This window comes from Sphingomonas carotinifaciens (assembly GCF_009789535.1).
In the GTDB taxonomy this organism is placed as follows: domain Bacteria; phylum Pseudomonadota; class Alphaproteobacteria; order Sphingomonadales; family Sphingomonadaceae; genus Sphingomonas; species Sphingomonas carotinifaciens.
The window spans coordinates 3,042,820-3,061,878 of record NZ_WSUT01000005.1; the positions used below are offsets into that span (position 1 = coordinate 3,042,820).

The following is a 19,059-nucleotide window of genomic DNA, read 5'->3' on the forward strand; positions in this document are numbered from 1 at the left end:
TTGATGATGGGACATTGACGATGGACGATTTGGGCACCCCGCAGGGCTTCGACATGACCGCCGGCGACGCTGCGGATACCGCCCCTGCCGCCGGCATGATCTCGCAATACGTCAAGGACCTGTCGTTCGAGAACCCGAACGCGCCGGCCATCTACCAGAACCAGGCCGCGCCCGGCATCGACGTGCAGTTCAACATCGGCGCGCAGCAGGTGGGCGAGGAAGTGCACGAGCTGGTCCTGAAGATCGAGGTTCGCGCCGAGGCCGAGGGCAAGACCGCGTTCATCGTCGACCTCAGCTATGCCGGCCTGTTCGGCTTCCGCAACGTGCCCGCCGACCAGATCCAGCCCTTCATGCTGGGCGAGGCGCCGCGCCTGCTCTTCCCGTTCGCCCGCCGCGTGCTGGCCGATGCCGTGCGTGACGGCGGCTTCCCGCCGCTCCTCCTCGAGCCGATCGACTTCGCGCAGCTCTACATGCAGCAGGCCGAGGCCAATGCCGGCACCGCGCAGCCGAACACGCCCGAAACCGGTCACGCCTGAATCCATAAATGAACCTTGCCAAGGCGCTGGGCTCGGTCGGCGGGCTGACGCTCGCCAGCCGGGTGCTGGGGGTTCTGCGCGATTCGCTGTTCTTGCGTTTCGTGGGCGCGGGCTTCGCCTCCGACGCATTTCTAATCGCGTTCCGCCTGCCCAACATGTTCCGCGCCCTTTTTGCAGAGGGTGCCTTTTCCGCCGCCTTCATCCCCATGTTCAACCGCAAGGTGGCAGAAGGGGAAGCGGCGGAGAAGGGCAGCGGATTGCGCCGCGGCGTCGCCTTTGCCGAGGATGCGCTGTCCGTCCTGCTGCCGATCCTCCTGCTTTTCACCGCGATCATCCTGGTGCTGGCCTGGCCCGTCACCTGGATACAGACGTTCGGCTATGCACGCGGCACGCCGGCGCAGTTCGACTATATCGTGCTGCTCAACCGGCTGACCTTTCCCTATCTGCTGTTCATCAGCCTCGTCTCGCTGCTCGGCGGCATTCTCAATTCGCTGAACCGCTACTGGGTGAATGCCGCGGCGCCGATCCTGCTCAACCTGACGCTGATCGTCGCCCTGCTCGCGTTCCATGACCACGAACCGCTGTTCACCGCGCGCAACCAGGCGATCGCGGTATCGGTGGCCGGGATCGTCCAGTTCGCCTGGCTGTGGTGGGCCTGTCGCAGCGCCGGCGTCCGCCTTCGCCTGAAGCGGCCGACGATCAACCCGGACGTGAAGCGGCTTCTGGCGCTGATCGGCCCTGCCGCGGCAGGCGCCGGTGCGGTGCAGATCAACCTAGTCGTCTCCACCGCGCTTGCTGCCAGCCTGCTGCCCGAAGGCTCCGTGTCCTATATCTACACGGCGGACCGGCTGAACCAGTTGCCGCTCGGCCTGATCGGCATCGGTCTGGGCACCGTGCTGCTTCCCACCATCTCGCGTCTGCTGAGCAGCGGGCGCGACGCCGAAGCGATGGAAACGCAAAACCGCGGCATGGAACTCGCGCTGCTGCTGACGCTGCCCGCCACCGTAGCGCTGATCGTCTGCGGCGCGCCGATCACCGCCGCGCTGTTCCAGCATGGCAGGTTCGACGCGACCGATACCTTCTACACCGCCCAGGCCCTTGCGGCCTTCTCGATCGGCCTGCCTTCCTACATTCTCGTGAAGGTGCTGACGCCCGGCTATTATGCGCGGTCGGACACGAAAACGCCTGTGCGTTACGCCACTTGGTCGATGCTGGTGAACCTCGGCCTCAACCTCGCCTTCATCCGCCCCCTCGGCCACATGGGCCCGCCCCTCGCCACCGCAATCGCCAGCACCGTCAACGTCGCCCTGCTCTATCGCACGCTTGCCCGCCGCAGACAGTTCGTCGCCGACCCGCAACTCCGCCGCCGCACTCCCCGCCTCATCGTCGCCGCCCTCCTGATGGGCGCCACCATGTGGCTCCTGAACGACCTTTTCCAACCCTATGTCACCGGGTCCAGCCTTCAACGCTGGGGCGCGCTCATCATACTGGTCGGCACCGGCGTCCTCGTCTATGCCGCGGCCAGCTTCGCCACCGGCGCGTTCCGGGTCGCGGAGCTCAGAAAGCTCATCAAAAGGTAAGTCATGCGCGTCGTCTCCGGCATCCAGCCCACTGGCAATCTCCACCTCGGCAACTATCTGGGCGCGATCAAGCAGTGGGTGGCGATGCAGGATTCGATGAAGGAGGGCGACGACTGCCTGTTCTTCCTCGCCGATCTTCACGCGCTGACCGTCGCTATCGACCCGAAGGAACTGGCGAACAACACGGTCGAGATGGCGGCCGCGCTCCTCGCGTCGGGCATCGATCCCGCCCGCTCCATCCTCTTCAACCAGGCGCGTGTGCCCGCGCATAGCGAGCTCACCTGGATCCTCAACGGCACGGCGCGCATCGGCTGGCTGAACCGGATGACGCAGTTCAAGGACAAGGCGGGCAAGAACCGCGAAGGCGCCAGCATCGGCCTTTACGCCTATCCCGTGCTGATGGCGGCCGACGTGCTGGTCTATCGCACCACCCACGTCCCCGTCGGCGAGGATCAGAAGCAGCATCTCGAACTCGCCCGCGACATCGCGACCAAGTTCAACACCGATTTCGGCTCGGAGGTGTTCGTGCTGCCCGAACCGCTGGTCAGCAAGGCGGCACCGCGCATCATGTCCCTGCGCGACGGTTCGGCCAAGATGTCCAAGTCCGACCCGTCCGAGGCCAGCCGCATCCACCTGACCGACAGCGACGACGCGATCGCGCAAAAGCTGCGCAAGGCGAAGACCGACCCGACCGAACTGCCCGCCACAATGGCCGAACTGGCCGACCGTCCAGAGGCGCGCAATCTGGTGACGATCTACGCCGCGCTTGCCGGCACGACTCCGGCCGACGTGCTGGCCGAACACCAGGGCAAAGGCTTCGGCCAGTTCAAGCCGGTCCTCGCCGATGTCGCCATCGCCGCACTCGGCCCCATCCGCGACCGGATGGTCGCCCTGCTGAACGACCGTACCGCCGTAGCCCAGGCCCTTGAGGCAGGCGCCGAAAAGGCACGCGCTCTCGCCGCCCCCACCTTGCGGGCGGCACAGGACGCGGTCGGCCTGCAAATCTGACCTTTCAGGGGTGGCTGCCTGCCACCCCATATTCCTGTCGGCGCCAGCGCCCCGATCAGGACACAGCAGCAGCGCCCGCAACCAACCCCGTAATCGCCCCGGACGCAACGCCTTTGCGCCCTCTGCGCCGCCGCATGACGATCGCCTCGACATTCCCTTCGCGGCTTCGCGGCTTCGCGTGAACCTCATCCACGCCTGCGATCACATGCTGCACTAAAAAGTCACGCGACGCCGCGAAGGGATCAGCCTTCCAGCTCGCGCATCAGCACGCGCACCGCATTGTCGATGTCACGATCGGTATCGCGCAACTGCTCGATCTTCTTGACCGCATGGATCACCGTCGAGTGATCACGCCCGCCGAACTTGCGCCCGATCTCCGGCAGCGAGCGCGTCGTCAGGCGCTTGGCCAGATACATGGCGATCTGGCGCGGTCGGGCGATGGCGCGGCTGCGACGCGCGGAAACCAGATCGAGCGGCTTCAACTCGAAATGCGCGCTCACCAGCTTCTGGATCTCGTCGATGGTGATGCGGCGCTGCGTGTGACGCAGCATGTCGCCCAGCGTGGCGGTGGCGAACTCCAGGTCAATCGTGTCGCCGGTCAGCTGCGCATAGGCGACGACGCGGTTCAGCGCACCTTCCAGCTCCCGGATATTGGCGTGAATGCGCGAGGCGAGCAGATCCAGCACATCCGGCGGAATCGTCTGTGCCGGCAGGTCGCGCACCTTGCGCTCCAGGATCGTGCGGCGCAGCACCAGGTCGGGCGCCTTGATGTCGGCGACCAGCCCTGCCCCCAACCGGCTCAGGATGCGCGGCTCGACCCCGTCCAGCGATTGCGGCGAGCGATCCGCCGAAATCACCAGCCGCTTGCCCGCGCTGACGATCTCGTTGACCGTGTGGAAGAATTCTTCCTGCGTCGCGTCCTTGCCCGCGATGAACTGCAGATCGTCGATCAGCAGCAGGTCGGCCGAGCGCAGCCGCTGCTTGAATGCAAAGGTATCGCGGGCGCGCATCGAGGCGACGAACTCGAACATGAATCGCTCGGCCGACATGCACAGCACCGCCGCACCCGGCTCGTTCGCCTGAAAGGCATGACCGACCGCATGCATCAGGTGGGTCTTGCCCTGCCCGGTGCCGCCATGAAGGAAAAGCGGGCTGAAACGCGGCACGCCCGGCTCGGCCAGCGCCAGGGCGGCGTTGAACGCGACCCGGTTCGATCCGTCGACCACGAACCGGTCGAAGGTGAGGCGCGGGTCCAGCGGCGGCCGGTCGGTGGTGATCGTCACCACCGGCGCCGGTGCGGCCGGGACCGGTGCAGTGGCGACCGGTGCGGGTGCCTCGAACAGCGTCGGTGCCGGTCGCGGGCTTTCCGGGGTCAGGGTGCGCGGCGCCGATGCCACCGGCGTGCTGGCGGTCAGCACGGCAGCGGTGCGCGACGGCATGCGCGTTTCCACCACCACTGCACGCAGGCCCGGCAGCGCCGCCTTGAATTCCAGATGCAACCGGTCCGCATAATGGCTGCGCACCCAGTTGGTCATGAAGGCGGACGGCAGCGCCAGGCGGACCGTGTCGGGCTCGTCACCCTCGATCAGCTCCATCGGCTTCAGCCACTGGTCGAACAACCGCGCGCCTGCCGACTCGCGCAAGCTCGCGCGAACGCGCGCCCAGGCCCGGGCCTGGTCCGACGTCGCTTGCGAGGCTTGCCAATTCGTCACGCGCGCACTCCACCTCCGGCGGGCACGCGAAAGGCGCCCGGCCGTGTAAATCGATACAGGACAAAAGCCCCCGTTGGACGACCAACAGGTCGCCCGGCTTGCCCACATTCATGTTCATGACGCAGCGATGGTCACCGCTGGCGAGGGCCTGATTATGAAGCTTGGGGCCTCTCGATCAAGTCCGCTCGCGGCCACATTTCTGAAATAAACCGGATTGACAGCCTCTGGAGCGCAGAAACGCGTCCAACAATCGTGTAAGTCGTTGAAATTGCACGATTAACCATAGGCCCGGCGCACGCCTGCGTTTCCGCCGCGCATTCGAATCGCGGCAGATCCTGCCGTTGCACGAAGGTCGATTTCGTTCCCGCGCGGGCGACGAAAAAACCCGCCGGGGTCGCCCCCCGGCGGGTCCATCTTTTCCCGTTCGAGGAACGGGTTAGGCGAGCGCGGCGAGGCGCTTCGTCAGCCGCGAAAACTTGCGGCTGGCGGTGTTCTTGTGGAGTACGCCCTTGGCGACGCCGCGTGCCAGCTCCGGCTGCACTGCGGCCAGCGCCGTGGTGGCTGCGGGCTTGTCGCCGGCGGCGAGCGCGGCTTCCACCTTCTTCACGAAGGTGCGGATGCGGCCGATGCGCGCTCCGTTGATCTCTGCACGACGGTCGTTACGACGGATGCGCTTCTTGGCCTGCGGCGTGTTCGCCATGGTTTCCTCTAAATCTCGAACAAAGGGAAAAGCGATGCCAGCGCACCGTCTTTGAAGCCGCGGCCCTTACCCGGCCGGCTCGCGGGCGTCAACCTTTCTGGCAGGCAGGGCACCAGAAGGTCGACCGTCCCGAATCGACGCGGCGCTGCACGGTCGTGCCGCACGGGCACCCCTCACCCTCGCGCCCATAGACGCGCCATTCCTTGGAGAAATAGCCGAGTTCGCCATCGGGGCGCACATAATCGCGCAAAGACGATCCCCCCGCCGCGATCGCCGCCTCCAGCACGCTGCGGATCGCCTCCACCAGTCGGTCGAGCCGCGCCCGCGCGATCTGGCCGCCCGCACGTCCCGGCGCGATCCCCGCGACGTTCAGCGCCTCGCACACATAGATGTTGCCCAGCCCCGCCACGATCTGCTGGTCGAGCAGCATCGCCTTGATCGGCGCCGCCCGGCCCTTCAGCGCGTCATGCAGATAGGCGCCGGTCAGTGCCGGCCCCAGCGGCTCCGGCCCCATCGCGGCAAAGGGCGGATAGGCGTCCAGCGCCGTTGTCCGGACCAGGTCAACAAAGCCGAATCGCCGCGCATCGTTCAGCGCCAGCCGCCGCCCGGCCTCCGTCTCGATCACCAGATGGTCGTGCGGCTGCGCCTCGCCGGGATCGATCCGCCACCGGCCCGACATCCCTAAGTGAAAGATCATCGTGTCGCCGCGATCGGTATCGATCAGCCCGTATTTGGCGCGCCGCCCCAGCGACGTCACCACCGCCCCCGTCATCCGCTGGCGCAGGTCGACGGGAAAGGCGCGGCGCAGGTCGGCGCGGCGCGTCTCGACCAGGGTCAACCGCTGGCCGGACAGCACGGGGGTCAGCCCGCGCACGGTGGTTTCGACTTCGGGAAGCTCGGGCATGTGTCTGCAAAACTAGGTAGCGTTTGCCCCCGCCTCAAGGGCGGGCTAGGGCAATGGTCATGAGCGAAACCGTCTCCTTCGGCTACGAAGACGTCACCCCCGCCGAGAAGACTGCCCGCGTCGGCGGCGTCTTCACCAATGTCGCGGCCCGCTACGACCTGATGAACGACGCGATGTCGGGCGGCATGCACCGGTTGTGGAAGGACCGCTTCGTCCGCCGCGTGAAGCCGCGCCGGACCGACCAGATCCTCGACATGGCGGGCGGCACCGGCGACATCGCCTTCCGCCTCGCCGAATCGGGCGCCAGCGTGACGGTGGCCGACATCAATCCCGCGATGCTCGACGTCGGCATGAAGCGTGCGCAGGAACGCGGCATTGACGGCCTGGTCTGGACCGAGGCGAATGCGGAAACGCTGACCTTCCCCGACCGGTTCTTCGACGCCTATACGATCGCGTTCGGCATCCGCAACGTCACCGACATTCCCAAGGCCCTGCGCGAAGCGCACCGGGTGCTGCGTCGCGGCGGACGCTTCTTCTGCCTCGAATTCTCGACCACCCAGTGGCCGGGTTTCGCCGAGGTCTATGACAGCTATTCGCACAAGCTGGTGCCCCGCCTCGGGCAATTGCTGGCGAACGACGCCGACAGCTATCGCTACCTGATCGAATCGATCCGCCGCTTCCCGGACATGCCGACCTTCGAGGGGATGATCCGGGACGCCGGTTTCATCGAAACCAAGGTTGAGCCGATCATGGGCGGACTGGTCGCGATCCATTCCGGCTGGAAGATCTGATGCGCGCAGCCACCCTCCCGTTCCGCCTTTGGAACGGGAAGTAACCACCGCATGACCACGTCCGTCACGCATCTCTGGCGCCTGCTGAAATGGGGCCGCACGCTCGCCCGCCACGGCGCGCTGCGCGGGATCGAGCGGGACCCGAACACCCCCGCCCCCGTCCGCCGGCTGGCGCGCGTCGCCCGCTTCGGTGCGCGCCAGCCGGCCAAGCCTGCCTATGCGGACGCGTTTCAGGCGATCGGCCCCGCCGCGATCAAGCTCGGCCAGACGCTCGCCACCCGCCCCGATCTCGTCGGCGAGGAAGCGGCACACGACCTGCTGCGCCTCCAGGATCAGTTGCCCCCCGTCCCGTTCGAGACGATCTGCGCGGCGATGGAGGCCAGCTTCGGCCGCCCGCCCTCCGCGCTGTTCTCGCGGATCGAGAAAATGCCGGTCGGCGCCGCCTCGATCGCGCAGGTCCACCGCGCGATCACCACCGATGGCCGGCAGGTCGCGGTCAAGGTGCTGCGCCCCGGTGTGGAGGACGATTTCACCCGCGCGATCGACACCTATCAATGGGCGGCCGCACAGGTGGAGGGGATGAGCCGCGAGGCCGCCCGTCTTCGCCCGCGCCTGACGGTTGAGAATTTCCGCCGCTGGACCTTGCGCGAACTGAACTTCCGGCGCGAGGCGGCTTCTGCCTCCGAACTCGCCGAGGGGATGACCGCTGAGCCCGATTTCGTTATCCCCAAGATCGATTGGCAGCGTTCCACCGCCAAGGTGCTGACCGTCGAATGGATCGACGGGATCAAGCTGTCCAACCGGCAGGCGCTGGTCGATGCGGGATATGACCTGCCCAGGCTGGCGCAGACGCTGGTTCGAGCCTTCCTGCGCCAGGCGATCGCAGACGGCTTCTTCCACGCCGACATGCACCAGGGGAACCTGTTCGCGCTGCCCGGCAACAAGATCGCCGCGATCGACTTCGGCATCATGGGCCGGATCGACCGGCGCGCGCGCGTCTGGCTGGCCGAGATCCTCTACGGCCTGATCACCGGCAACTACAAGCGCGTGGCCGAAATCCATTTCGAGGCGGGCTATGTGCCCGCGCACCACAATGTCGCCGAATTCGCCACCGCGCTGCGCGCCGTGGGCGAGCCGATGCGCGGCCTGCCGGTCAAGGACATGTCGATCGGCATGATGCTGGACGGCCTGTTCTCGATCACCCGCGATTTCGACATGGTGACGCAGCCGCATCTGCTGCTCCTGCAAAAAACGATGGTGATGGTGGAGGGCGTGGCGACCAGCCTCGATCCCAACATCAACCTGTGGGACTCGGCCGCACCCTTCGTGCGCGAATGGATCCGCACCGAATTGGGGCCGGAAGCTTACGTCGCCGACCGGTTGATTCAGGACGTGCGCACGCTCGCCCGCCTGCCCGAACTCGTCCGCCGGATCGAGGCGCGCTATCCGGCACCGGGTGGCGAGCCCCCCGCCCCGCCGCTGAAGGAGATCGAGGTAGTGCGCATCGGTGGCGGCTGGCGCTATGCGCTCGTCGCCGCTCTGTCGGGCGCGGCCGGTGTCGCCGCCACGCTGGCGGCGCTGTTGCGGTAACCGGGCCGACATCATGCCCCGCCGCGCCTCCCGTCCCCTGATCCTTGCCCAACCGACCCGGTTCGGCGGGGTGGAGGCGCGCACCGCGCGGGTCGTGCTGGCGGCACTCGCCGTCCTCTTGCTGATCGGGCTGACCGCGCTCGGTGCCGCGCCGCTGGCCGGCGATACACCCAGCAACGGCCAGACCGATATCGCGCTCTACAGCGGCGTCGTGGAGGCGCTGCGCCATGGCGGCCACTACTACCCTGCGCTGGCGGAGCAGTTGCGCGCCGGCGGCTATCCGCTGCGGCCCTTTATCGCCTTTCGCCTGCCGACGCTGGCGGTGGTGCAGGCCGCCCTGCCGCACTGGCTGCTCCTCGCCGCCTTGTGGGGGCTGGCCCTGGCGGTGATCGCGAGCTGGTATCCGCGGCTGCGCGTCGCCGTCGCCAATCCGCTGGCTCGTGGTGGCGCCATGCTGGTGCTGCTCGCCGGGGTGTTCGTCGTCGTCCAGCCGTCGCTCGCCTGGTTCCACGAAAGCTGGGCCGGACTGCTGATCGCCTGGTCGCTGGGTCGCCATGCGCAAGGCCGCTGGGCGGAGGCCGCCGCACTCGGCCTTGCCGCTGCCCTGATTCGCGAAACGGCGGCGCTGTATCTGCTGGTCATGGCCGCATGGGCGTGGCGCAGCGGTGCTGTGCGCGAGTTGCGGGGCTGGGGGATCGCGCTCGCCGTTCTGGCCGTTGCGGTCGCGGCCCATGCCTACGCCGTCTCGCTCGTCGTCAAGCCGCTCGACCCCGTCTCGCCGGGCTGGACCGGGCTGATGGGCCCCGGCTTTGTTGTGCAGGCGATCGCCGGCGCCACCGCGCTCGCCCTGCTGCCCATGGTCGTCGCCGCGGTCGGCGTGGTGCTGGCGCTGTTCGGCTGGGTGGCGTGGGACGATGCCGTCGCGCGGCGGACCGGCTCGGTCATCGCGGGCTATGCGCTGCTGTTGATGCTCTTCGCGCGCGCCGACAATTTCTACTGGGTACTGCTGATCGCACCGCTCGTCCCCATCGGCCTGCTCTTCGCCGTCGATGGCCTGCGCGACCTGATCGGTTCGGCGCGTGACGCGCGGCGCATCACGGTTACACGGGTGGTACGATGAAGCGCATCCTGTTGATCGTCGGCGGCGGCATCGCGGCCTACAAGGCGTGCGAGTTGATCCGCCTGCTCCGCCGCCGCGGCTATGCGGTGCGCTGCGTGCTGACCGAGGGCGGCAGCCATTTCGTCACCGCCATGACGCTGGCCGCCCTGACCGAGGATCAGGTCCATACCAGCCTGTGGGACCTGAAGAACGAGGCGGAGATGGGGCATATCCGGCTCAGCCGGGAGGCCGATCTGGTCGTCGTCGCACCCGCCACCGCCGACCTGCTCGCCCGCATGGCCGCCGGCCTGTCCAACGACCTCGCCACCACGCTGCTGCTCGCCACCGACAAGCCCGTGCTCGCGGCCCCTGCGATGAACGTCCGCATGTGGCTGCACCCCGCCACGCAGCGCAACGTCGCGCAGCTTCGCGCCGACGGCATCACCGTCATGGCCCCCGACGAGGGCGCAATGGCCTGCGGCGAATATGGCCCCGGTCGCCTGCCCGAGCCGGAGGCGATCGCCAACGCCGTCGACGCGCAGTTCGCCAGCGCGCAACCATCGCTCTCCGGCCGCCACATCCTCGTCACCGCCGGGCCGACGCACGAGGCGATCGATCCCGTCCGCTACATCGCCAACCGCTCCTCGGGGCGGCAGGGCTATGCCATCGCCGCGGCACTCGCCGGCCTTGGCGCCCGCGTCACGCTGATTTCCGGCCCGGTCACGCGTCCCACGCCGCCGGGTGTCGAGCGGATCGACGTGGAAAGCGCGCTCGACATGGCCGCCGCGGTCGAGGCGGCTCTGCCCGCCGACGCGGCCGTCATGGTGGCCGCGGTGGCCGACTGGCGGGTCGAGGCCGCCGGCCAGAAGGTGAAAAAGGGCGACGGCGCCCCCCCGGCCCTCACGCTGGTCGAAAACCCCGACATCCTTGCCACCCTTGGCCATTCGCCGCGCCGGCCGCGCCTCGTCATCGGCTTCGCCGCCGAAACGCAGGACGTGGTCGCGCATGCGACCGCCAAGCGGACCCGCAAGGGCGCGGACTGGATCGTCGCCAACGACGTCTCGGCCGACGTGTTCGGCGCGGACGCAAATGCCATCCATCTGATCACCGCGGACGGCGTCGAAAGCTGGGAACGGCTGCCCAAATCGACCGTCGCGACCAGGCTCGCGCAACGCATTGCAAATGCGCTACAAGGTGCGTCATGACCGATCCGATCGCTCTTCGCCTGCGCCGCCTGCCCCATGGCGAGGGCCTGCCGCTCCCCGCTTATGCGACGGCCGGTGCCGCCGGGCTGGACGTGGTCGCCGCCGAGTCGCTGACGCTCGCGCCCGGCGCGCGCGCGGCGGTCGCGACCGGCTTCGCGCTCGCCATCCCGGCCGGCTATGAGGTACAGGTCCGCCCCCGCTCCGGACTTGCGCTCAGGCACGGCGTCACCTGCCTCAACACGCCGGGCACCATCGACCATGACTATCGCGGCGAGGTGAAGGTGATTCTCGCCAATCTCGGTCAGGAGCCGTTCGAGGTGTCGCGCGGCGATCGTATCGCGCAACTCGTCCCCGCCCCCGTACAGCGCGCGCTGCTTGCCGAGGTCGATGCGCTCGACGACACCGATCGTGGTGCCGGCGGCTTCGGATCGACCGGCCGGTGATCGCGCTCCTGCTCTTCGCCGCGCTTCAGGTGCCGGCCGCGGAAACGCCCCCCGCCGACTGGACCGCGCTGCCGCTGCTGCCGCTTCCCGAAAATGCCGGCGAGCGCATCACCTATGCCCGCGCCGAGGTTGCCGCCGGCCGCTGCAAGGCCGATCCGCTCCCCGATGGCCGCTCGCAGGTCGTCGCTCCCGTGGCGTTGCTGCTCGCCGCTGACGGCACGGTGCGTCGCGCGCTTCCGCAGGCGATCGATTGCCCCACCGTCGAACAATATACCGCCGGCTATGTCTCGACGATGGTGCGTACCGGTACGGTCCGGACCGCCTCGCTGCGTCCCGGCTGGTACAAGGCGACGATCACCTATCAATGGTGAGCCTGTCCGACGACGAACTCACCCGCTACGCCCGCCAGATCATCCTGAAGGAAATCGGCGGCGCCGGGCAGATGCGGCTGAAGGGCGCCACCGTGCTCCTCATCGGTGCCGGCGGCATCGGAGCCCCTGCCATCCCCTATCTGGCGGGCGCCGGCATCGGCCGCCTGATCCTGGTCGATGACGACCGCGTCGACCTGTCCAATCTTCAGCGCCAGACGCTCTACGATGTGACACAGGTCGGCCAGCCCAAGGTCGACGCCGCCGCCGCCTTTGTCGCCGCGCGCAACCCCCATGTCGCGGTCGAGACGCAGCGCCTTCGCATCGATGCCGCGACAGCCCCCGCGCTCGTCGCCCGTGCCGACGTGGTGATCGACGGCAGCGACAATTTCGACACCCGCCTCGCCGTCGCCGATGCCGCGCTTGCCCTGCGCGTCCCCCTCGTCTCCGCCGCAGTCGGCCAGTTCGAGGGACAGCTCGCCGTCTATCGCGGGTGGGAGCCCGGCCGCCCCTGCTACCGCTGCTTCGTCGGCGACACGCCCGACGACGCCGCGCTCAGTTGCGCCGACGCCGGCATTCTCGGCCCCGTCACCGGCATGATCGGTAGCCTCGCCGCGCTGGAGGCGATCCGCGCCGTCGCCCCCTTTGGCGAGGACCCGACCGGCACGCTCCTGATTGCCGACCTGCTCGCCGCCCGCTACCGCACCCTGCGCCTGCCCAAGGACCCCGGCTGCCGCGCCTGCGGCCCCTCGAGTCTTGCCGTAACCGATTGAAGCACCGGCCGAAGTCGCCTCGGCGACCGCGCCTGGCATCGGCATGCCGCACCTTTCGCACCGGTCAACAGGATTGACCGCATTCTGCCCGCCAACCCCCTTTGGGATCGACGAAGTTTCGTCCTACAGCATCCATGTTGCGGTGCGGGATGAACTTATCTGTCCCCCTGCTTCGAGTAGCGTATCATCGTGCCGCCGGCCACTCGCCGGCAGACGTGAAGGCGGGAGCGTTGCAGCTTATGACCCATCACGCCCAACAGGCTTTTCCGGCCGCGCCGCCGCCACAGGCATCGCGTTGGCAGCCGCCCGCCGCCACGCTGCGCGCGCGCGTGTTCTGCGGCCTTGTGGCCCTCGATGCCGCCTGCCTCGTCCTCGGCTTCGCGCTGGCGGCATGGGCACGCGAGGCACAGCCCGGCACCACCCACTGGGCGTTCATCGTCGCGGCGGTGCTGCCGCTCTACATGTTCACCGCCTTCTACATGCATGCCTATGACGCCCGGAACCTCCAGGAGCCGTCGCGCGCCGCGATCAAGGGGGTGCAGACCGCCGCCGTCGCCGTCTGCGCGGTGATCCTGGTCGCCTTCTGCTTCCGTGCGACCGATCACTTTCCGCGGCTGGTGGTCTCGATCGGCACCGCCGCCACCCTCGTCATGGTCGCGATCTCGCGCTACCTGTTCGTGCGCAACATGCCCGCGCTGGTGGGCGGTCGCCCGTTCAACGTCATGCTGCTGCATGACGGTCGCGTGCCCCTGCCGACCCACGACTTCTCGATGATCCTGAACGCGGCCGACGGCTTCGACCCCGACCGGCACGACCCGATGATGTACGACCGCCTGGCCGAGACGCTGTCCGGCGCGGACCGCGTCATCGTCGCCTGCGCGCCCGAGCAGCGCACCGCCTGGGCGCATGCGCTGAAGGGCGCCAACGTCCAGGCCGAGATGTTCCTGCCCGAACTGGAAACCCTCGCCCCGCTCGGCGCCTCGTCCTACGCCAAGACCCCCACGGTCATCGTCGCCGCCGGCCCGCTCGGCCTGTTCGAACGCTTCGTGAAGCGGGTGTTCGACATCACCCTGTCGCTCGCCGCGATCCTGCTGCTCGCCCCGCTGCTCGCCATGGCCGCGCTCGCCATCAAATACGACTCCCCCGGCCCCGTCCTGTTCAAGCAGGTTCGCATCGGCCGCGCCAACCGCATGTTCCGCATCTGGAAATTCCGCAGCATGCGGGTCGAGGGCTGCGACAGCGCCGGGGCCCGTTCCGCCAGCCGCGACGACGACCGCATCACCCGCATCGGCGCGATCCTGCGCAAGACCAGCGTGGACGAGCTGCCCCAGCTCTTCAATGTGCTGAAGGGCGACATGAGCATCGTCGGCCCCCGCCCTCATGCGCTGGGCAGCCGCGCGGCCGAGAAGCTGTTCTGGGAAGTCGACGGCCGCTACTGGCACCGCCACGCCGCCAAGCCCGGCCTGACCGGACTGGCACAGGTGCGCGGCTATCGCGGCGCGACGATCATCGAGGATGATCTGAAAAACCGCCTCCAGGCCGATCTGGAATATCTGGAGCGCTGGTCGATCTGGCGCGACCTGAAGATCATCGCGATGACCTTCCGCGTCGTTCTCCACCGCAACGCATTCTGAGCGGCGCAGGGCGGCACCGTCGCCGCCCCGCGCCCGTCACCTCAACCCAGCAGATTGCGCGCGAAGTCGCGCACCGCCGGCCCGATATCCGCGCGGGCCAGCGCCAGCGCGAAGTTCGCCTGCGCATACCCCGCCTTGTCGCCGCAATCGTACCGGTCGCCGTCGAACGTCACGCCGTGGAAGGGCTGCGTCCCGATCAGTTGCGCCATCGCGTCGGTCAGCTGGATCTCGCCGCCCGCACCCGTTTCCTGCTTTTCCAGGATGCGCATCACGTCGGGCTGCAGGATGTAGCGGCCGGGGATCATCAGGTTCGACGGCGCGGTCCCTCGCGCCGGCTTCTCGACCAGCGCCTTCACCTCGGTCAGCGCGCCGTCACGCGTACCGGGTGAGATGATGCCGTATTTGTCGGTTTCGCTGTCCGCCACTTCCAGCGCGCCGACCAGATTGCCGCCGACCCGGTTATAGGCCTGCACCATCTGCGACAGGAAGCCGGGGGTGCCGACCATCAGCTCGTCGGGCAGCAGCACCGCGAACGGCTCGTCGCCGACGATCTCGCGCGCGCACCACACCGCATGGCCCAGGCCCAGCGGCTCCTGCTGGCGGACATAGACGGGGCTGCCCGGCTTCTGGCGGATGCCCTCGATCAGCGCCATCGACTTGCCGCGCGCCTTCATCGTCGCTTCCAGTTCGTAGGAAACGTCGAAATGATCCTCCAGCGCGCCCTTGCCGCGACCGGTGACGAAGATGATCTGCTCGATCCCGGCTTCCAGCGCCTCTTCCACCGCATATTGGATCAGCGGCTTGTCGACGACGGTCAGCATTTCCTTCGGCATGGCCTTGGTCGCCGGCAGGAAGCGCGTGCCCAGGCCCGCGACCGGAAACACGGCCTTGCGGAGCGGCTTGATGGTCATCGTATGAAATTCTCCCTGAGATTCCGTTCATTGCGCCTAGCGCGCGGTTCTGCTTGCGGCAAATCCGATTGCGTCCAGAATTGACACGCTCTTAAACAACGCCGGCCTATGCTTGGTTCATGACACAGCGCACCGTTCTCGTCATCTTCGGCACCCGGCCAGAGGCCATCAAGCTCTTTCCCGTGGTCCGCGCCCTGGCGGACCAGCCGGCCCTGCGCGTCCGCACCTGCGTCACGGCGCAGCATCGCGGCCTGCTCGATCAGGTGCTGGCGATCGCCGATCTCGCGCCCGATATCGACCTCGACCTGATGGAGCCGGGCCAAACGCTCGACCGGCTCACCGCGCGCCTGCTCACCGGCCTTGGCGAGGTCATGGATGCCGAACGCCCCGACCTCGTCGTCGTGCAGGGCGACACCGCCACCGCGATGGCCGGCGCACTGGCCGCCTATTACCGCAAGCTGCCCGTCGCCCATGTCGAGGCGGGCCTGCGCTCCGGCGACATCTACCATCCCTGGCCGGAGGAGGTGAACCGCCGCATCGTCGCGCCCATCGCCACCTGGCACTTCGCCCCCACCGACACCGCTGCGGAGGCGCTGCGCCGCGAGACGATCGATCCGGCCGCCATCCACGTTACCGGCAACACCGTCATCGACGCGCTGCTCTGGACGCAAGGCCGCATCGCCGCCGACCCGATGCTGGCCGCCGGGCTCGACCCCATCGCCGATCGCCTGGCCGGCCGCCGCCTCGTCCTCGTCACCACCCACCGCCGCGAAAATTTCGGGGATGGCATGGGGGCGATCGCCCGCGCCATCGGCCGCATCGCCGACCGCGAGGATGTCGCCCTTCTCTTCCCCATGCACCCGAACCCCTCGGTGGGCAGCGTCATGGATGCCATGCTGGGCGAGCGCGGGAATGTGTGGCGCATCCCGCCGCTCGATTACCCGCATTTCGTGCGCGCGCTTGAACTCTGCGACATCGTCCTGACCGATTCGGGCGGCGTGCAGGAGGAGGCGCCGGCGCTCGGCAAGCCGGTGCTGGTCATGCGCGAAACCACCGAGCGCCCCGAGGGGGTCGCGGCCGGCACCGCCCGGCTGGTCGGTACCGATGAAAACCGCATCGTTTCCGAAGTCTTCACGCTTCTCGACAATAGCGGGGCCTATGCCGCCATGGCCCGCGCGCACAATCCCTTCGGCGACGGCCAGGCGGCGACACGGATAGCGAGGATCATCGCCGATGCTGGGCGCGCCTGAATTGAACGTCGTCGTCATGGGGCTGGGCTATATCGGCCTGCCCACCGCCGCGGTGATCGCCCGCACGGGCGCCCGCGTGCTGGGCATCGATGTCAGCGCCACCGTGGTCGACACCGTCAACGAAGGCCGCGTCCATATCGAGGAGGTCGATCTCGACGGCCTCGTCTCGGGCGTCGTCGCCCGCGGTACGCTGCGCGCCTCCACCGAGGTGGCACCCGCCGACATCTTCGTCATCGCCGTGCCGACACCGTTCGCCGACGATCACCAGCCCGACATCGCCTATGTCCTGCAAGCGGCGACCAGCATCGCCGCCGTGCTGAAGGCGGGCGACACGATCATCCTCGAATCGACCTCTCCGGTTGGCACCACCGAACAGGTCCGCGACCTGATCGCGCAGCTGCGCCCCGACCTGAAGGTCCCCGGTCGCTGCACCGACCAGCCGGATATCTCCATCGCCTATTGCCCGGAACGCGTGCTGCCCGGCCGCATCCTGGTGGAATTGATCGACAATGACCGGGTGATCGGCGGCATCACCCCGCGCTGTGCGCGAAAGGCGCTCGCCTTCTACCGCCGCTTCGTGCGCGGCGCCTGCGTCACGACGACCGCACGCGCCGCCGAGATGACGAAGCTGACCGAAAACGCCTTTCGCGACGTCAACATCGCCTTTGCCAACGAACTCAGCCTCGTTGCCGACCGGCTCGGCGTCGATGTGTGGGAGGTGATCCGCCTCGCCAATCGCCACCCGCGCGTCAACATCCTGTCGCCCGGCCCCGGCGTCGGCGGCCATTGCATCGCGGTCGATCCGTGGTTCCTCGTCGCCGCCGCGCCCGAAGAGACCCCGCTGATCCGCACCGCCCGCGAGGTGAACGACGGCAAGACGGATCATGTGGTCGCACAGGCGGAGACATTGCTCGCCGCCACCGGCGACGCGCCCGTCGCCTGTTTCGGCCTCGCCTTCAAGGCCAATATCGACGATTTCCGCGAAAGCCCTGCGCTGCGCGTCGTGCAGGCGCTTGCGCAAAGCCATGCCGACCGCATCCGCGTGGTCGAGCCCTATGCACAGGCGCTGCCGCCGACACTGGCCGATACCGGTGCCACGCTGGTCGATATCGATACCGCGCTGGAAACCTGCCCCGTGCTGATCGTGCTGGTCGATCACGACCTGTTCCGCTCGATCCCGCTGGAGGAACGCCGGGGCAAGCGGGTGCTCGACACGCGCGGGCTCTGGCCCGATCAGCCGCTCGCCCCGGCCTGACCGGCTGCCTGACCGGCCGGCTGCGCGCCGGCTGCGCGGGGGACCATCGTCGCCGGGCACGTTGCGGTACGGAGGCCAAGGGCTTATGGGCCATGGGTCCTGCCACAGTGAAGCAGCCCGATGATCGCCAAGTTCCTTCGAAGCCGCCGGCGCGGGTCATCCGATGCCAACGCGGCCATTCCCGCCGGTCAGCGCGTTTATGCGATCGGCGATATCCATGGTCGGCTCGACCTGCTCGACCTGCTGTTGGCGCAGATCGACGCCGATGACGCGGTCCGCGGTCCGGCCGAAACCACGCTCATCTTTCTGGGCGATCTGGTCGACCGGGGCGACGACTCGGCCGGCGTGGTGACGCGCCTGCTGCAATTGTCGCAAACCGGTCGCGACGTGCGCGTGATCGCCGGCAATCACGAGGAGATCCTGCTCTCCGCGCTGGACGGCGATGCCAAGGCGTTGCGGCTGTTCTGCCGCGTCGGCGGGCGCGAGACGATGCTGAGCTATGGCCTGTCGGCGCCCGATTACGAACGGCTCGATTATGCCGAGGTGGCGGAACGGCTCGGAGAGCTGGTGCCGCCCGAGCATCAGGCGTTCCTGCGTGCGCTGGAGACGATGGTGGTGATCGGCGATTATGCCTTTGTTCATGCCGGCGTCCGCCCCGGCGTCGCGCTCGATGCGCAGCGTCCGGCCGATCTGCGCTGGATCCGCGATCCCTTTCTCGATCATCGCGGCCTGCTCGAAAAACGGATCGTTCACGGCCATACCGTCAGCGAGGAGGTCGAATGGCTTCCCCACCGCATCGGCATCGATACCGGCGCCTATACCAGCGGCCGGCTGACCGCCCTGGGGTTGCAGGACGACCAGAGCTGGACGCTGGAGGCGATACTCGCCCCCGATGTCGCCTCTGCCGCCTGATCGTGTGTGACTGCGGCGCAACATGGAAATATTACAAATTTGCGTCGATCGACTAGCATCTTGTCATGGTCTTGCTGCACTGCCATAGGGCAGCCTGACGAGCACAAAGGGAGTTCATCATGCGTCTTGGAAAGTTTCTCGTAGCTGCTGCTGCCGTGTCGATGACGGCTGCTCCGGCTCTCGCCGCTCCGGCGAACTCGGCTGCCAGCCTGTCGGTCGCCAAGTCGGCCCGCGCTGGTTCGGCTTCGGCCAAGAAGAACGAGCTGGCCGGTGGCGGCGTGATCGTGGCGGTTCTCGCTGCGGCGGCTGTTGTCGCTGGTATCGTCGTGGTCGCCGACTCGGACGACGACGCCGACAGCAACTAAGCTGTTCATAGCTTCGGCTAGGG

At 68.0% G+C, this 19,059-nt stretch carries 19 protein-coding genes; 15 read left to right on the forward strand and 4 right to left on the reverse strand.

What is annotated here, in order from left to right; translation table 11 throughout:
- Nucleotides 1-20 precede the first annotated feature (20 nt).
- The 3 genes from secB to trpS are packed head-to-tail and all read left to right on the forward strand — an operon-like array spanning nt 21 to nt 3,124.
- Complete coding sequence (gene secB / locus GQR91_RS16140) at nt 21-536, forward strand: protein-export chaperone SecB (protein WP_112380959.1); 516 nt, start codon at nt 21-23, stop codon at nt 534-536.
- An 8-nt stretch (nt 537-544) separates the two neighbouring features.
- Nucleotides 545-2,116, forward strand: a complete 1,572-nt coding sequence (gene murJ / locus GQR91_RS16145) for a murein biosynthesis integral membrane protein MurJ (RefSeq protein WP_149680778.1) — start codon at nt 545-547, stop codon at nt 2,114-2,116.
- Between the two features lie 3 nt (nt 2,117-2,119).
- Nucleotides 2,120-3,124 (forward strand): tryptophan--tRNA ligase, encoded by a 1,005-nt coding sequence (gene trpS / locus GQR91_RS16150; protein ID WP_149680779.1) that lies wholly within the window; start codon nt 2,120-2,122, stop codon nt 3,122-3,124.
- Between the two features lie 242 nt (nt 3,125-3,366).
- Here trpS and dnaA read toward each other — a convergent pair whose 3' ends face one another.
- The 3 genes from dnaA to mutM all read right to left on the reverse strand — a co-directional run bounded on the left by dnaA (nt 3,367) and on the right by mutM (nt 6,440).
- Nucleotides 3,367-4,836, reverse strand: coding sequence for a chromosomal replication initiator protein DnaA (gene dnaA / locus GQR91_RS16155; protein ID WP_235903823.1), 1,470 nt, complete (start codon nt 4,834-4,836; stop codon nt 3,367-3,369).
- A 436-nt stretch (nt 4,837-5,272) separates the two neighbouring features.
- The gene (rpsT, locus tag GQR91_RS16160; protein WP_112380963.1) at nt 5,273-5,536 is read right to left on the reverse strand and encodes a 30S ribosomal protein S20; all 264 of its coding nucleotides are present in this window, start codon (nt 5,534-5,536) and stop codon (nt 5,273-5,275) included.
- Between the two features lie 88 nt (nt 5,537-5,624).
- The gene (mutM, locus tag GQR91_RS16165) at nt 5,625-6,440 is read right to left on the reverse strand and encodes a bifunctional DNA-formamidopyrimidine glycosylase/DNA-(apurinic or apyrimidinic site) lyase (protein WP_149680781.1); all 816 of its coding nucleotides are present in this window, start codon (nt 6,438-6,440) and stop codon (nt 5,625-5,627) included.
- A gap of 59 nt (nt 6,441-6,499) precedes the next feature.
- Between mutM and GQR91_RS16170 the strand changes: the two genes are divergently transcribed.
- From GQR91_RS16170 to GQR91_RS19685, 8 genes are all read left to right on the forward strand, one after another.
- Nucleotides 6,500-7,231 (forward strand): class I SAM-dependent methyltransferase, encoded by a 732-nt coding sequence (locus tag GQR91_RS16170; protein WP_149680782.1) that lies wholly within the window; start codon nt 6,500-6,502, stop codon nt 7,229-7,231.
- Between the two features lie 51 nt (nt 7,232-7,282).
- Nucleotides 7,283-8,821: a 2-polyprenylphenol 6-hydroxylase gene (gene ubiB, locus GQR91_RS16175; RefSeq protein WP_149680783.1), complete on the forward strand. Its 1,539-nt coding sequence runs from the start codon at nt 7,283-7,285 to the stop codon at nt 8,819-8,821.
- A 13-nt stretch (nt 8,822-8,834) separates the two neighbouring features.
- Nucleotides 8,835-9,941 (forward strand): hypothetical protein, encoded by a 1,107-nt coding sequence (locus tag GQR91_RS16180; RefSeq protein ID WP_149680784.1) that lies wholly within the window; start codon nt 8,835-8,837, stop codon nt 9,939-9,941.
- Entirely contained in the window at nt 9,938-11,125 is a 1,188-nt protein-coding gene (gene coaBC, locus GQR91_RS16185) for a bifunctional phosphopantothenoylcysteine decarboxylase/phosphopantothenate--cysteine ligase CoaBC (protein ID WP_149680785.1), read from the forward strand. Before GQR91_RS16180 ends, coaBC begins: the two co-directional genes overlap by 4 nt.
- Nucleotides 11,122-11,568 (forward strand): dUTP diphosphatase, encoded by a 447-nt coding sequence (gene dut / locus GQR91_RS16190; protein ID WP_112380967.1) that lies wholly within the window; start codon nt 11,122-11,124, stop codon nt 11,566-11,568. Before coaBC ends, dut begins: the two co-directional genes overlap by 4 nt.
- Nucleotides 11,565-11,939: a hypothetical protein gene (locus tag GQR91_RS16195; RefSeq protein WP_149680786.1), complete on the forward strand. Its 375-nt coding sequence runs from the start codon at nt 11,565-11,567 to the stop codon at nt 11,937-11,939. The genes dut and GQR91_RS16195 overlap by 4 nt, the downstream gene beginning before the upstream one ends.
- Nucleotides 11,936-12,709 (forward strand): molybdopterin-synthase adenylyltransferase MoeB, encoded by a 774-nt coding sequence (gene moeB, locus GQR91_RS16200; RefSeq protein ID WP_149681431.1) that lies wholly within the window; start codon nt 11,936-11,938, stop codon nt 12,707-12,709. Before GQR91_RS16195 ends, moeB begins: the two co-directional genes overlap by 4 nt.
- 239 nt (nt 12,710-12,948) lie before the next feature.
- Nucleotides 12,949-14,343, forward strand: a complete 1,395-nt coding sequence (locus GQR91_RS19685) for a sugar transferase (protein WP_235903824.1) — start codon at nt 12,949-12,951, stop codon at nt 14,341-14,343.
- A gap of 41 nt (nt 14,344-14,384) precedes the next feature.
- On the opposite strand, the gene galU is transcribed toward GQR91_RS19685, so the two are convergent.
- Nucleotides 14,385-15,254: a UTP--glucose-1-phosphate uridylyltransferase GalU gene (galU, locus tag GQR91_RS16210; protein ID WP_112380970.1), complete on the reverse strand. Its 870-nt coding sequence runs from the start codon at nt 15,252-15,254 to the stop codon at nt 14,385-14,387.
- A gap of 119 nt (nt 15,255-15,373) precedes the next feature.
- Between galU and wecB the strand changes: the two genes are divergently transcribed.
- The 4 genes from wecB to GQR91_RS16230 all read left to right on the forward strand — a co-directional run bounded on the left by wecB (nt 15,374) and on the right by GQR91_RS16230 (nt 19,036).
- Nucleotides 15,374-16,504 (forward strand): non-hydrolyzing UDP-N-acetylglucosamine 2-epimerase, encoded by a 1,131-nt coding sequence (gene wecB, locus GQR91_RS16215; protein WP_149680787.1) that lies wholly within the window; start codon nt 15,374-15,376, stop codon nt 16,502-16,504.
- On the forward strand, nt 16,488-17,759 hold the full coding sequence (gene wecC, locus GQR91_RS16220) for a UDP-N-acetyl-D-mannosamine dehydrogenase (protein WP_149680788.1): 1,272 nt from the start codon (nt 16,488-16,490) through the stop codon (nt 17,757-17,759). The genes wecB and wecC overlap by 17 nt, the downstream gene beginning before the upstream one ends.
- Before the next feature lie 120 nt (nt 17,760-17,879).
- Nucleotides 17,880-18,671, forward strand: coding sequence for a metallophosphoesterase family protein (locus GQR91_RS16225; protein WP_149680789.1), 792 nt, complete (start codon nt 17,880-17,882; stop codon nt 18,669-18,671).
- A 119-nt stretch (nt 18,672-18,790) separates the two neighbouring features.
- Entirely contained in the window at nt 18,791-19,036 is a 246-nt protein-coding gene (locus tag GQR91_RS16230; protein ID WP_112380974.1) for a hypothetical protein, read from the forward strand.
- Nucleotides 19,037-19,059 lie beyond the last annotated feature (23 nt).